General features: G+C 62.5%; 17 protein-coding genes. 12 read left to right on the top strand and 5 right to left on the bottom strand.

Annotated features, from left to right (window positions below; translation table 11 throughout):
• Positions 1-33 precede the first annotated feature (33 nt).
• The 3 genes from pyrR to QCL65_RS02445 are packed head-to-tail and all read left to right on the top strand — an operon-like array spanning position 34 to position 2,833.
• Complete coding sequence (pyrR, locus tag QCL65_RS02455) at positions 34-564, top strand: bifunctional pyr operon transcriptional regulator/uracil phosphoribosyltransferase PyrR (RefSeq protein WP_407314535.1); 531 nt, start codon at positions 34-36, stop codon at positions 562-564.
• Positions 561-1,565, top strand: a complete 1,005-nt coding sequence (locus QCL65_RS02450) for an aspartate carbamoyltransferase catalytic subunit (RefSeq protein WP_407314533.1) — start codon at positions 561-563, stop codon at positions 1,563-1,565. Before pyrR ends, QCL65_RS02450 begins: the two co-directional genes overlap by 4 nt.
• Entirely contained in the window at positions 1,562-2,833 is a 1,272-nt protein-coding gene (locus QCL65_RS02445) for a dihydroorotase (RefSeq protein WP_407314531.1), read from the top strand. The genes QCL65_RS02450 and QCL65_RS02445 overlap by 4 nt, the downstream gene beginning before the upstream one ends.
• A gap of 188 nt (positions 2,834-3,021) precedes the next feature.
• Here the strand turns inward: QCL65_RS02445 and QCL65_RS02440 are convergent, their stop codons facing one another.
• Positions 3,022-3,423: an NINE protein gene (locus QCL65_RS02440; RefSeq protein ID WP_407316637.1), complete on the bottom strand. Its 402-nt coding sequence runs from the start codon at positions 3,421-3,423 to the stop codon at positions 3,022-3,024.
• Between the two features lie 266 nt (positions 3,424-3,689).
• Here QCL65_RS02440 and QCL65_RS02435 point away from each other — a divergent pair, with 266 nt between their 5' ends.
• Positions 3,690-4,310 carry a C40 family peptidase gene (locus QCL65_RS02435; protein WP_407314529.1) on the top strand — a complete coding sequence of 207 codons (621 nt, stop codon included), beginning with the start codon at positions 3,690-3,692 and terminating at the stop codon, positions 4,308-4,310.
• Positions 4,311-4,344: 34 nt separating this feature from the next.
• Here the strand turns inward: QCL65_RS02435 and QCL65_RS02430 are convergent, their stop codons facing one another.
• Positions 4,345-5,379: a type IV pilus twitching motility protein PilT gene (locus tag QCL65_RS02430; RefSeq protein ID WP_407314527.1), complete on the bottom strand. Its 1,035-nt coding sequence runs from the start codon at positions 5,377-5,379 to the stop codon at positions 4,345-4,347.
• A 66-nt stretch (positions 5,380-5,445) separates the two neighbouring features.
• Here QCL65_RS02430 and QCL65_RS02425 point away from each other — a divergent pair, with 66 nt between their 5' ends.
• The 8 genes from QCL65_RS02425 to QCL65_RS02390 all read left to right on the top strand — a co-directional run bounded on the left by QCL65_RS02425 (position 5,446) and on the right by QCL65_RS02390 (position 11,635).
• A complete protein-coding gene (locus tag QCL65_RS02425) occupies positions 5,446-6,132 on the top strand; it encodes a YggS family pyridoxal phosphate-dependent enzyme (protein WP_407314525.1) in 687 nt (228 codons plus the stop codon).
• A gap of 28 nt (positions 6,133-6,160) precedes the next feature.
• Entirely contained in the window at positions 6,161-6,979 is an 819-nt protein-coding gene (gene proC, locus QCL65_RS02420) for a pyrroline-5-carboxylate reductase (protein WP_407314523.1), read from the top strand.
• Positions 6,980-6,989: 10 nt separating this feature from the next.
• Entirely contained in the window at positions 6,990-7,580 is a 591-nt protein-coding gene (locus tag QCL65_RS02415; RefSeq protein WP_407314521.1) for a YggT family protein, read from the top strand.
• A 122-nt stretch (positions 7,581-7,702) separates the two neighbouring features.
• Positions 7,703-8,842 (top strand): homoserine O-acetyltransferase, encoded by a 1,140-nt coding sequence (locus QCL65_RS02410; protein ID WP_407314519.1) that lies wholly within the window; start codon positions 7,703-7,705, stop codon positions 8,840-8,842.
• Positions 8,843-8,849: 7 nt separating this feature from the next.
• Positions 8,850-9,470 carry a methionine biosynthesis protein MetW gene (metW, locus tag QCL65_RS02405; RefSeq protein ID WP_407314518.1) on the top strand — a complete coding sequence of 207 codons (621 nt, stop codon included), beginning with the start codon at positions 8,850-8,852 and terminating at the stop codon, positions 9,468-9,470.
• 37 nt (positions 9,471-9,507) lie between these two features.
• On the top strand, positions 9,508-10,104 hold the full coding sequence (rdgB, locus tag QCL65_RS02400; protein ID WP_407314516.1) for an RdgB/HAM1 family non-canonical purine NTP pyrophosphatase: 597 nt from the start codon (positions 9,508-9,510) through the stop codon (positions 10,102-10,104).
• Positions 10,101-11,303 carry a radical SAM family heme chaperone HemW gene (gene hemW / locus QCL65_RS02395; protein ID WP_407314514.1) on the top strand — a complete coding sequence of 401 codons (1,203 nt, stop codon included), beginning with the start codon at positions 10,101-10,103 and terminating at the stop codon, positions 11,301-11,303. The genes rdgB and hemW overlap by 4 nt, the downstream gene beginning before the upstream one ends.
• 8 nt (positions 11,304-11,311) lie before the next feature.
• A complete protein-coding gene (locus tag QCL65_RS02390; RefSeq protein WP_407314512.1) occupies positions 11,312-11,635 on the top strand; it encodes a DUF3392 domain-containing protein in 324 nt (107 codons plus the stop codon).
• Positions 11,636-11,664: 29 nt separating this feature from the next.
• Here QCL65_RS02390 and trmB read toward each other — a convergent pair whose 3' ends face one another.
• The 3 genes from trmB to thiS form a co-directional block, all read right to left on the bottom strand.
• A complete protein-coding gene (gene trmB, locus QCL65_RS02385) occupies positions 11,665-12,312 on the bottom strand; it encodes a tRNA (guanosine(46)-N7)-methyltransferase TrmB (protein WP_407316635.1) in 648 nt (215 codons plus the stop codon).
• Between the two features lie 98 nt (positions 12,313-12,410).
• Positions 12,411-13,205 (bottom strand): thiazole synthase, encoded by a 795-nt coding sequence (locus QCL65_RS02380; RefSeq protein ID WP_407314510.1) that lies wholly within the window; start codon positions 13,203-13,205, stop codon positions 12,411-12,413.
• Between the two features lie 30 nt (positions 13,206-13,235).
• Positions 13,236-13,451: a sulfur carrier protein ThiS gene (gene thiS, locus QCL65_RS02375; RefSeq protein ID WP_407316633.1), complete on the bottom strand. Its 216-nt coding sequence runs from the start codon at positions 13,449-13,451 to the stop codon at positions 13,236-13,238.
• Between the last annotated feature and the right edge of the window lie 46 nt (positions 13,452-13,497).

Below are 13,497 nucleotides of genomic sequence, written 5' to 3'. Positions count from 1 at the left end.
GAGCGAGTGGCTACCGGGTTCCAAGGAGCAAGCATGAGTCTACCCAACCCGTCCGGGCTGATCAGCCAGATGGCGATCGACCTCAAGGCCCATCTGCAACGGCGCGCCATTGATGAACCGCGCTTTATCGGTATCCGTACTGGTGGCGTCTGGGTAGCCCAGGCGCTGCTCGAAGCCATGCAGGCCGAGGCGCCGCTGGGCATTCTGGATGTCTCGTTCTACCGCGACGACTTCAGCCAGAACGGCCTTCACCCGCAAGTGCAGCCTTCGGAGCTGCCCTTTGAGATCGAAGGTCAGCACTTGGTGTTGATTGACGACGTACTGATGAGCGGGCGCACCATTCGCGCCGCCCTTAACGAACTGTTCGACTACGGCCGGCCGGCCAGCGTGACCCTGGTCACCCTGCTAGACCTGGACGCCGCTGAGCTGCCGATCCGCCCCAACGTGGTCGGCGCCACCCTCGCCCTGGCCGCCCATGAACGGGTCAAACTGATCGGCCCCTCACCCCTGGCCCTCGAACGCCAAGACCTAGCCCCTGCCACTGTTCAAGAGTCCCCGCGATGACGCCAATCGATGCCAAGCGCCCGCTGCAGCTCAACCACCAGGGCCAGTTGCGCCACTTCCTTTCCATCGACGGCTTGCCGCAACCGCTGCTGACCGAACTGCTGGACACCGCTGACTCATTCCTTGAAGTCGGCGCGCGCGCGGTGAAGAAAGTCCCGTTGCTGCGCGGCAAGACCGTGTGCAACGTGTTTTTCGAGAACTCGACACGCACCCGCACCACGTTCGAATTGGCCGCCCAGCGGCTATCGGCCGACGTCATCACCTTGAACGTATCGACCTCCTCCACGAGCAAGGGCGAGACCCTGTTCGATACCTTGCGCAACCTTGAGGCCATGGCCGCGGACATGTTCGTGGTGCGCCATGCCGATTCCGGTGCCGCGCACTTTATCGCCGAGCACGTGTGCCCCCAGGTGGCGATCATCAACGGCGGCGACGGCCGCCACGCCCACCCCACCCAGGGCATGCTCGACATGCTGACCATTCGCCGGCACAAAGGCGGGTTCGAGAACCTATCGGTGGCCATCGTCGGCGACATCCTGCATTCACGAGTGGCGCGCTCGAACATGATCGCCCTCAAAACCCTGGGCTGCCCGGACATCCGTGTGGTCGCGCCGAAAACCCTGTTACCGGTGGGTGTCGAGCAATATGGGGTGAAGGTTTACACCGACCTGGCCCAGGGCCTGAAAGACGTCGATGTGGTGATCATGCTGCGCCTGCAGCGCGAGCGCATGCAGGGCGGCCTGCTGCCCAGCGAAGGTGAGTTCTACCGCCTGTTCGGCCTGACCACCGCGCGCCTGGCCGGGGCCAAACCGGATGCGATCGTGATGCATCCCGGGCCGATCAACCGAGGTGTGGAGATTGAGTCGGCCGTGGCCGATGGCGCCCATTCGGTGATCCTCAACCAAGTCACCTACGGCATTGCCGTGCGCATGGCCGTGCTGTCCATGGCCATGAGCGGCCAGACCGCCCAACGTCAGTTCGAGCAGGAGAGCGCGCAGTGAGCCTCAGTATTCTTGGTGCGCGGGTCATCGACCCCAGCAGCGGCCTGGACCAAACCCTGAACGTGCATATCGACAACGGCAAAATCATCGCCTTGGGCGACGCGCCGGCGGGCTTCACCCCCAGCCGTACTTTGCAGGCCAGCGGCCTGGTCGCCGCGCCAGGCCTGGTCGACTTGAGCGTGGCCCTGCGCGAACCCGGCTTCAGCCGCAAAGGCACCATCGCCAGTGAAACCCGTGCCGCGGCAGCAGGTGGCGTGACCAGCCTGTGCTGCCCACCGCAGACCAAGCCGATCCTCGACACCTCGGCCGTCGCCGAGCTGATCCTCGACCGCGCCCGCGAAGCCGGGTACGCCAAGGTTTACCCCATCGGTGCCCTCAGCAAAGGCCTGGACGGTGAACAGCTGGCCGAACTGGTGGCCCTGCGCGATGCCGGCTGCATTGCCTTCGGTAACGGCCTGAGCAGCTTCGCCAACAACCGCACGCTGTGCCGGGCACTGGAATATGCCGCGACCTTCGACCTGACGGTTATTTTCCACTCCCAAGACCGCGACCTGGCCCAAGGCGGCTTGGCCCACGAAGGCCCTACGGCGAGCTTTCTCGGCCTGTCGGGGATCCCTGAAACGGCCGAGACCGTGGCCCTGGCGCGCGACCTGCTGCTGGTGGAGCAAAGCGGTGTGCGTGCCCACTTCAGCCAACTGACCAGCGCGCGCGGGGTCAAGCTGATCGAACAAGCCCAGGCCCGTGGCCTGCCGGTAACCGCCGACGTGGCGTTGTATCAGTTGATCCTGACCGACGAGGCACTGATCGACTTCTCCAGCCTGTACCACGTGCAGCCGCCCCTGCGCACCCGCGCCGACCGCGACGGGCTGCGCGAAGCCGTACGCAGTGGGGTGGTACAGGCCATCTCGAGCCATCACCAACCCCATGAGCGGGACGCCAAACTGGCCCCGTTCGGCGCCACCGAACCCGGCATCAGCAGCGTCGAGCTGCTCCTGCCGCTGGCCCTGACCCTGGTCGAAGACGGCCTGCTGGACCTCCCCACCCTGCTCACTCGCCTCAGTGCCGGCCCTGCCGATGCCCTGCGCCTGTCGGCTGGCCGGCTAAACGTAGGGGCCGCTGCAGATATCGTGCTGTTCGACCCCAACGTGTCGACCGTAGCAGGCGAGCAGTGGCACTCCAAAGGCGAGAACTGCCCGTTCCTCGGCCATTCTCTGCCCGGCGCGGTGCGCTACACCCTGGTAGACGGGCATTTCAGCTTCGGCGGCTGATGCCCGGACAAGGTCGGGGGGGCAAGCCCCCGGCCGCCAGCGCCCTAGGTTCTGTACGTAAAGTCGCCGAGCGGCGATCAGGCAAGGCAAAAACAGGCGAGGAAGCGGAGTTGACTGGTTGTCAATGAGCATTCCGAGCCTGTTTTTAACGCAGCCTGGTCGACGCGCAGGCACTTTACGTGCAGAACCTACGAGCGCCGAGCGTTCTCCACGGAGATCTGGTCGTTCAGGGTCCAGAAGTCATACAGCACGCCCACCAGAAACAACCCGCCAGTGAACAGGTAGAGGATCCCGGTGATCCATTTGCCCTGGTACATCCGGTGCACGCCAAACAACCCCAAGAACGTCAGCAGGATCCACGCCACGCTGTAATTGGTCGTACCGCCACGAAAGCGCAGGTCGGCCTGGCGGTCCATGGAGGGGATGAGGAAGAAGTCGATCAACCAGCCAATGCCAAATAGCCCAAAGGTGAAAAACCAGAGGGTACCGGTCACCGGCTTGCCGTAATAGAAACGGTGGGCACCGGTGAAGCCGAATATCCATAGCAAGTAGCCCAGCGCCTTGCTATGGGTATCGTGCCATTGAGTCATGTTCTGATAGCTATTCATTCTGGGTTCCTACCCTGTGATAGTTAAATTTTCTAAACGATTATGTGACTTTTTTGTCATCAGCCGACGTATGGCATGTTCGCGGTAAATCCGCTGTAATGCCCGGCGCTACGGTGTCTAGTGGCCTGATAGGCGTCGTTATGCGCGTGCTGAGCGCTTTTCGCAGCCCGTTCGTCTCGACCAACGGAACAAAAACCCTACAAAAAGCTGTTATAAAGTTGCGCGCTTAACCACCAAGAGCCCTGCCAATGCGTCCTTTTTTAAAGTCATGGCTAACTATTTGCCTATTATTACCCCTGGCCGCCCACGCCACCAACCGTGAGCAACGTCTTCCCAACGGCTTCAACGGCTATACCGTCAAGTCCAGCCAAGCTGCTACCAGTGCCCGCACCGCCCCGGTCTCGCTGAAAGTGACACGCCACATCGTGGCAACCCCTACCCGCGAAAGCCGCTCGGCCAAACAGAGCAGCGAAGTGCTCAGCCGCGCGGTCAATGTGCTGGGTACCCCCTACCGCTGGGGCGGCAGCAGCCCGAGCAAGGGTTTTGATTGCAGTGGGTTGGTCAAGTACGCCTTCAATGATGTCGACGAGCTAGACTTACCGCGCACGTCCAATGCCATGGCCAGCGGCCATGGGCAAAAGGTCGACCGCAAAGACCTCAAGCCAGGTGACCTGCTGTTCTTCAATATCAAGAGCCGTCGGGTCAACCACGTTGCAATCTACCTGGGCAACGACCGCTTTATCCACGCCCCGCGCCGGGGCAAAGCGGTGACCATCGATACGCTGCAGAAGCCTTACTGGCAGAGCCGCTATGTGGTCGCCAAGCGCGTACTGCCGAACGAGCCTACCCTGCGGGTGACGCAGCGCTGATCGCCTGGCCGCCCTCACCCAGGGCGGCCTGCAATTAGAAGTTGTCGGGCAGCTTGGCCTTTTCGCGGGCGCTATCACGGGCGATAAGGCCTCTGGCGAGCAGATCTTTGAGGCACATGTCCAAGGTTTGCATGCCGATCGAACCACCGGTCTGGATGGATGAATACATCTGCGCCACTTTGTCCTCGCGGATCAGGTTGCGAATGGCCGGGGTGCCGATCATGATCTCGTGCGCGGCGATTCGCCCGCCGCCGATTTTCTTCAGCAAGGTTTGGGAAATCACCGCCTGCAGCGACTCCGAGAGCATCGAGCGGACCATCGATTTTTCCTCGGCCGGAAACACATCCACCACCCGGTCGATGGTTTTCGCCGCCGACGTGGTGTGCAACGTACCAAACACCAAATGCCCGGTTTCGGCGGCAGTCAGGGCCAGGCGGATGGTTTCCAGGTCACGCATCTCACCCACCAGGATGACATCCGGGTCCTCGCGCAGTGCCGAGCGCAATGCATGGGAGAACCCCAGGGTATGGCGATGCACTTCGCGCTGGTTGACCAGGCACTTCTTGGATTCGTGAACGAACTCGATCGGGTCCTCGATGGTGAGGATGTGATGGTGCTTGTTGTTGTTCAGGTGGTCGATCATCGCGGCCAGGGTGGTCGACTTGCCCGAACCGGTCGGCCCGGTCACCAGCACCAGGCCACGGGGCACGTCTGTAATCTTGCGAAACACATCTCCCATGCCGAGGTCTTCCATGCTCAGCACTTTCGAGGGGATGGTCCGGAACACCGCCCCTGCGCCGCGGTTCTGGTTGAACGCGTTGACCCGAAACCGCGCTACGCCGGGTACTTCGAAGGAAAAATCCGTTTCCAGAAACTCCTCGAAGTCCTTGCGCTGCTTGTCGTTCATGATGTCGTAGATCAACTCGTGAACCTGCTTGTGATCCAGAGCAGGCAGGTTTATGCGGCGAACGTCGCCGTCCACACGGATCATTGGTGGCAAGCCGGCCGACAGGTGCAGGTCAGATGCGCCTTGCTTCGCGCTGAATGCCAACAATTCAGTAATGTCCATGAGGCTCCTCAAATACAGACAAGCAGGTAGAATGCCGCAGACCTGAAACCCGCTGGCAGAAATTCAATGTCCACGATAGCAGACAACATTTCCCGGGTAATTGCTCGCATTGAAGCAGCCGCCCAGGCATGTGGGCGCGCCCCGGCGACCATCGGCCTGCTGGCGGTGAGCAAGACCAAGCCGGCCGAGGCCGTGCGCGAGGCATTCGCTGCCGGGGTGCGCGACGTGGGCGAGAACTACCTGCAAGAAGCCCTGGAAAAGCAGACGCAGCTTACCGACCTGGCGCTGACCTGGCACTTCATTGGCCCTATTCAGTCGAACAAAACCCGCGCCATCGCCGAACACTTCGACTGGGTGCATTCGGTCGACCGCCTGAAAATCGCCCAGCGCCTGGCCGAGCAACGCCCCGAAGGGCTGGCCCCATTGAATATCTGCATCCAGGTAAACGTCAGCGGCGAGGCCAGCAAATCCGGCTGCGCCCCCGCTGAACTGGAAGCGCTGGCGCAGGCCATCAGCGCATTGCCACGGCTCAAGCTACGCGGCCTGATGGCCATTCCCGAACCCACTGACGACCCCGACGCCCAAGAGGCCGCGTTCGCCAGCGTGCGAATTTTACAAGAACGCTTGAGCCTGCCACTTGATACCCTGTCCATGGGCATGAGCCACGACCTGGAAGCCGCCATTGCACAAGGTGCCACCTGGGTTCGGATTGGCACCGCCTTGTTTGGCGCCCGTGACTATGGCCAGGCCTGATACCGCCCTTTATTGAGAAGGATCCACCATGAGCAACACCCGCATCGCTTTTATCGGCGCCGGCAACATGGCCACCAGCCTGATCGGCGGCTTGCGCGCCCAGGGCTGGAGCGCCGAGCGCCTGTGCGCCAGCGACCCTGGTGCCGAGCGCCGCGAGCTGGTCGCCGCTGAACAGGGCATCCAACTCTTCGCCGATAACGCTGAGGCCATTCGCGGCGCAGACGTGGTCGTATTGTCAGTCAAGCCGCAGGCAATGAAGAACGTCTGCCAAGCACTGGGCCCGAGCCTGCAACCCGGCCAGTTGGTGGTGTCCGTCGCCGCCGGTATTACCTGTGCCAGCCTCAACCAGTGGCTCGGCGCCTGCCCGGTGGTGCGCTGCATGCCCAACACCCCCGCGCTGCTGCGCCAGGGTGTCAGCGGCTTGTATGCCACCGCGCAGGTGTCCGCCGCCCAACGGCAACTGGCCGAGCAACTGCTCAGCGCCGTCGGCCTGGCCGTGTGGCTGGACCAAGAGCAGCAACTGGATGCCGTGACGGCGGTCTCGGGCAGCGGCCCAGCGTATTTCTTTCTGCTGATCGAAGCCATGACCGCCGCCGGCGAAAAACTCGGCCTGCCGCGCGAAACCGCCGCCCAACTGACCCTGCAAACCGCCCTGGGGGCCGCGCGCATGGCGGTAGCCAGCGACGTCGATGCTGCCGAACTGCGGCGCCGGGTCACCTCCCCGGCCGGCACCACGGAAGCGGCGATCAAATCATTCCAGGCCAACGGCTTCGAGTCGCTGGTCGAACAGGCTCTGGGGGCCGCCGCCCAGCGCTCGGCCGAGCTGGCCGAACAACTGGGTAACTAAGGAGCCAATGATGATTGGACTGAACACCGCTGCAATCTATGTGCTGCAAACCCTAGGTAGCCTTTACCTGCTGATCGTGTTGCTACGTTTTGTCCTACAGCTGGTGCGGGCGGACTTCTACAACCCGCTCAGCCAGTTCGCCGTGCGCGCCACCCAACCGCTGCTCAAACCGATCCGCCGGATCATCCCCAGCCTGTTCGGCCTGGACATGTCCTCGCTATTGCTGGCGATCATCATCCAGATGGTGCTGATGGCACTGACCCTGCTACTGATGTACGGCACCACCGGCAACCCGGTACAGCTGCTTATCTGGTCGATCATTGGCGTGACCGCGCTGTTCCTGAAGATTTTCTTCTTCGCTCTGATCATCAGCGTGATCCTCTCTTGGGTCGCCCCCGGCAGCCACAACCCAGGGGCCGAGCTGGTCAACCAGATCTGCGAACCGGCCTTGGCGCCCTTTCGCCGGATCCTGCCGAGCCTGGGCGGGCTGGACATCTCGCCGATCCTGGCGTTTATGGTGCTCAAGCTGCTGGACATGCTGGTGATCAATAATCTGGCCACCATGACCGCCATGCCCGAGGTTTTGCGGATGCTCATCTGAGCCCGCACCACCGCTCGTACCTGTAGGCACGGGGCCAAGCGTTTGGCCCCGTGCCAGCGACCGCTTGCCGCGACCCACAGCGGTCTTTAGACTTACGCCTCATTTGTGCGTGAGCAGGGTCGATGTCCACAGTGTTTCCCGAAGACTCCGTCGGTTTGGTCACCCCGCAGATGGCTCATTTCCACGAGCCTCTGGCGCTGGCCTGTGGCCGCTCGCTGGCGGCCTATGACCTTATCTATGAGACCTATGGCACGCTCAATGCCAGCGCCAGCAATGCCGTGCTGATCTGCCATGCGCTGTCTGGCCACCACCACGCGGCCGGCTTCCACAGCCCCGACGACCGCAAGCCCGGTTGGTGGGACAGCTGCATCGGCCCGGGCAAACCCATCGACACGCGAAAATTCTTCGTGGTCAGCCTGAACAACCTGGGCGGCTGCAATGGCTCCACTGGCCCCAGCAGCGTCAACCCGGACACCGGCAAGCCCTTCGGCGCCACGTTCCCGGTACTCACCGTGGAAGACTGGGTCAACAGCCAGGCGCGCCTGGCCGACACCCTGGGCATCACCCAGTGGGCGGCCGTGGTCGGCGGCAGCCTGGGCGGTATGCAGGCGTTGCAGTGGACCATCAGCTACCCCGAGCGCGTGCGCCATTGCCTGGCTATCGCTTCGGCGCCCAAGCTCTCGGCGCAAAACATCGCGTTCAACGAAGTCGCACGCCAGGCGATTCTGTCCGACCCGGAGTTCCACGGCGGGCACTTCCAGGAGCAAGGGGTGATCCCCAAGCGTGGGCTGATGCTCGCTCGTATGGTTGGGCACATCACCTACCTGTCGGACGATTCCATGGGCGAGAAATTCGGCCGGGGCCTCAAAAGCGAGAAGCTCAATTACGACTTTCACAGCGTCGAGTTTCAGGTCGAAAGCTACCTGCGCTATCAGGGTGAGGAGTTCTCCGGCCGGTTCGACGCCAATACGTACCTGCTGATGACCAAGGCCCTGGACTACTTCGACCCGGCCGCCGCCCATAACGACGACCTGGCCCAGACCTTCGCGGGGGCCAAGGCGGACTTTTGCGTGATGTCATTCACCACCGACTGGCGCTTTTCCCCGGCGCGCTCTCGCGAGCTGGTGGACGCCTTGATGGCGGTGCGCAAAAACGTCTGTTACCTGGAAATCGATGCGCCCCAGGGCCACGATGCGTTTCTCATTCCGATCCCGCGCTATCTGCAAGCGTTCACCAGCTACATGAACCGTATTGCCCTCTGAGGAAGCCATGAGAGCCGATCTTGAAATCATCCAGGACTGGATTCCGGCCGGGAGCCGAGTACTCGACCTCGGTTGCGGCAACGGTGAGTTGCTGGCCTGGCTGCGCGACCACAAACAGGTCAGCGGGTACGGCCTGGAAATCGACCCCGACAACATCACCGAATGCGTGCGCAAGGGTATCAATGTCATTGAGCAAGACCTGGACAAAGGCCTGGGCAACTTCGCCAGCGACAGTTTCGACATTGTCGTGATGACCCAGGCCCTGCAAGCCGTCGAGTACCCTGACCGGATCCTCGATGAAATGCTCCGGGTGGGGCGCCAGTGCATCATCACCTTCCCCAACTTTGGCCACTGGCGCTGCCGTTGGTACCTGGCCAGTAAAGGCCGCATGCCGGTGTCAGAATTTCTTCCTTATACCTGGTACAACACGCCCAACATTCACTTTTGCACCTTTGCCGACTTCGAAGCACTGTGCCGCGAGCGTTCGGCGAAAGTACTCGACCGATTGGCCGTCGACCAGCAACACCGTCACGGCTGGGCCAGCAAACTCTGGCCGAACCTACTCGGTGAAATCGGCATCTACCGGGTCAGCAGCCCAGGCCTGCAAGACCATCAACTCGCAGTCTGAAGCCCGCTCACACGCGCCGAACCAGGAATACCCCGCCATGATCAACCTCACCCAACTCGTACTGGCCAGCCACAACGCCGGCAAGCTCAAAGAACTTCAGGCCATGCTGGGCGACGCCGTAAAGCTACGTTCGGTCGGCGAGTTCAGCCAGGCAGAGCCGGAAGAAACCGGCCTGTCGTTCGTAGAAAATGCCATTTTGAAAGCGCGTAACGCCGCGCGCTTGTCCGGACTGCCCGCATTGGCAGACGACTCGGGGCTGGCCGTGGACCACCTGGGCGGTGCGCCGGGTATCTACTCAGCGCGCTACGCCGACGGCCAGGGTGATGCCGCGAACAATGCCAAGCTGTTGGCCGCCCTTGAAGGCGTGCCCGATGCCGAGCGGGGCGCGCAGTTCGTCTGCGTCCTGGCCCTGGTACGGCATGCCGACGACCCTTTGCCGATCCTCTGTGAAGGCCTGTGGCACGGGCGCATTCTGCATGCCGCCAGCGGCGCCCATGGCTTCGGCTACGACCCGTTGTTCTGGGTGCCCGAGCGCGGCTGTTCGAGTGCCGAACTGGCTCCTGCGGAAAAAAACCAACTGAGCCACCGCGCCCGCGCCATGCAGCTGTTGCGCCAGCGCCTGAGCCAGGCATGACGGGCACCCCGTTGCACTTGGGCACATCGGGCTTCAGCTCGGTCGCCCCCAGGGCTGCGCTGCCAACCCTGCCGCCCCTTGCGCTGTATATCCACATTCCGTGGTGTGTACGCAAATGCCCCTATTGCGACTTCAATTCCCACGCTGCTAGCCCTACGTTGCCGGAAACCGACTACGTCGATGCCCTACTCGCAGACCTGGACCAAGACCTGCACGCCGTCCACGGCCGCCCGTTGGCTTCGATCTTCTTCGGCGGCGGCACGCCCAGCCTGTTCAGCGCGGCGGCGCTGGGGCGCTTGCTTGCAGGGGTGCAGCAGCGCATCGCCTTTTGCGACGACATCGAAATCACCCTGGAAGCCAACCCAGGTACTTTCGAGCAGGAAAAATTCAAGGCCTACCGCGCACTGGGCATCAACCGGCTGTCCATCGGCATCCAGAGCTTTCAGGCGCAAAAGCTTGCAGCCCTGGGCCGTATCCACAGCGGCGATGAAGCGCTAAGGGCGGCCGAAATGGCGCGCCAGGCCGGTTTTGATAACTTCAACCTCGACTTGATGCACGGGCTGCCCGACCAGTCCCTGGAAGACGCGCTCAGCGACCTGCGCCAGGCCATAGACCTGGCCGCGACCCACCTGTCCTGGTACCAGTTGACCTTGGAACCCAACACGGTGTTCTGGAGCCAACCGCCGCAGTTGCCAGAAGACGACACCCTGTGGGACATCCAGGAAGCTGGCCAAGCGCTACTCGCCAGCGCGGGCTATGCCCAGTACGAAGTATCGGCCTATGCCCAGCCAGGGCGGGCGGCGCGGCATAACCTCAATTATTGGAGTTTCGGCGACTTCATCGGCATCGGTGCCGGTGCCCACGGCAAACTCAGCGGCCCCGACGGCCAGATCGTACGCACCTGGAAAACCCGCTTACCTAAAGACTACCTGGACCCCGCCAAAGCCTTCAAAGCGGGTGAAAAAGCCCTGCCCGACGCCGAGCTGCCGTTCGAGTTCATGATGAACGCCCTGCGCCTCACCGACGGCGTGGCCAGCCACCTGTTCGCCGAGCGCACTGGCCTGGGCCTGGATACCCTGGCCGAGGCCCGTCGCCAGGCCGAACAAAAGGGTTTATTGCAGGTCGAACCGTCGCGCTTGGTGGCCACGCCGCAGGGCCAGTTGTTTCTCAATGATTTGCTGCAGTATTTCTTGATCTAAGGATTGTCATGGACCTGGTACTAGACCTGCTTGCCAACGTGTCGCGCTGGAGTCGCGGCAACCTGTCAGAAATTGCCCTAGGCCTGGTGGGGTGCGTGCTGGTGTTGTTTGGCGCCGACGTTAAAGGCTGGATCGAGCAGCGCCTCGGCGGACTCTCCGGCGCCTTGCGCATACCGGCCATCGCCCTGGCCTGCACCGCCGGCAGCGGGCTGGCCTTGGTCTATGCGACACCGTGGGTGGTCAAGGGCTTGAGCCAGTTCAATAACTACAGCCTGGCACCGGTGCTGGTGGTCGTGCTGGTGCTGATCGGCATCGTCGCTGACCGCCGATAAAACTCGGAGGGCTAATAAGCCCCCCTCGCTCAGCTGATCTTTTCGAATTTCAGGTCCCACACCCCATGCCCCAAGCGCTCACCACGGCGCTCGAACTTGGTGATCGGCCGCTCGGCCGGGCGCGGCACACAGCGGCCATCGGCCGCCAGGTTGCGATAGCCGGGGGCCACGTTCATGACCTCTAGCATGTGTTCGGCGTATTGCTCCCAATCGGTGGCCATGTGCAGCACACCGCCGGGCTTCAACTTGCTGCGCACCAATTCGGCGAACGCCGGCTGAACGATGCGCCGCTTGTGGTGGCGGCTCTTGTGCCAAGGGTCTGGGAAGAACAACAACAGGCGGTCCAGGCTGTTGTCCGCGACACAGCGCTTGAGCACTTCAATGGCATCGCAGTCGTAGACCCGCAGGTTTTTCAGGCCTTGGGTCAGCACGCCATTGAGCAAAGCGCCCACACCGGGCCGATGCACCTCGACACCGATGAAGTCCTGCTCGGGCGCAGCGGCCGCCATTTCCAATAAGGAATGGCCCATGCCAAAGCCGATCTCCAGGGTGCGCGGGGCCGAGCGGCCAAACACTTGGTCAAAATCCACAGGCGCGTCCACCAGCGGCAACACGAACAACGGCGCGCCCTGGTCGAGGCCACGTTGCTGGCCCTCGGTCATACGCCCGGCGCGCATGACAAAGCTCTTGATGGCACGATGCTTCGGGTGTTCACCCTCAACAGTGGCTTCGGGGCCGGGGACCGGCAAGTCTTGCGATTCAGTCATGGTGGCTCTTACTTGATCAGACCATCCAGCGGCGAAGAGGCGCTGGCGTAGAGTTTTTTCGGCATGCGCCCGGCCAGGTAAGCCATGCGCCCTGCCACGATGGCGTGCTTCATGGCTTCGGCCATCAGCACCGGATTTTGCGCGTGGGCGATGGCCGAGTTCATCAGCACCGCTTCACAGCCCAGCTCCATAGCGATAGTGGCGTCAGACGCTGTACCGACGCCGGCGTCGACCAGCACCGGGACCTTGGCTTCTTCAAGGATGATCTGCAGGTTGTAGGGGTTGCAGATACCCAGGCCGGTGCCGATCAAGCCGGCCAACGGCATCACGGCGATACAGCCGATCTCGGCCAACTGCCGGGCGATGATGGGGTCGTCGCTGGTATAGACCATCACATCGAAGCCCTCTTTGACCAATACTTCGGCGGCCTTGAGGGTTTCGATCACATTGGGGAACAGGGTTTTCTGGTCGGCCAGTACTTCGAGCTTGACCAGGTTGTGCCCGTCCAGCAGCTCCCGCGCCAAGCGGCACGTGCGCACGGCCTCGACGGCGTCGTAACAGCCGGCGGTATTGGGCAGGATGGTGTAGCGGTCGGGCGGCAAGATGTCGAGCAGGTTCGGCTCGCCGGGGTTCTGGCCAATATTGGTGCGCCGTACGGCTACGGTGACGATTTCGGCACCCGAGGCCTCGATGGCCTCGCGCGTCTGTTGGTGGTCACGGTATTTACCCGTCCCCACCAGCAGGCGCGAAGTGAAGGTCCGCCCGGCCAGCACAAAAGGCTTGTCAGTACGTGAATTGCTCATCGGGTTTCTCTCCGGTGGATGCAGGTACGGCTAGCCGCCGCCGATGGCGTGCACCACTTCAACGTGGTCGCCGTCGTTCAGGGCCGTGTTGGCATGTTGGCTGCGCGGGACGATGTCCTGATTGAGCTCGACCGCGACGCGACGCCCGGTCAGCTCCATGCGCGCCAGCAAGGCCGCGACGGTTTCACCTTCGGGTAATTCTAAGAGGTCGCCGTTCAAGTGAATGTGCATGCGCTTAGCAGCCATCATTTTTAGGGGTCAGCATTCTAGCCCGTTCAGCCCAAGGGACCAA

The organism is Pseudomonas sp. nanlin1, from assembly GCF_045571515.1.
Classification (GTDB): Bacteria; Pseudomonadota; Gammaproteobacteria; order Pseudomonadales; family Pseudomonadaceae; genus Aquipseudomonas.
This window is presented reverse-complemented; position numbering and strand designations above follow the sequence as displayed.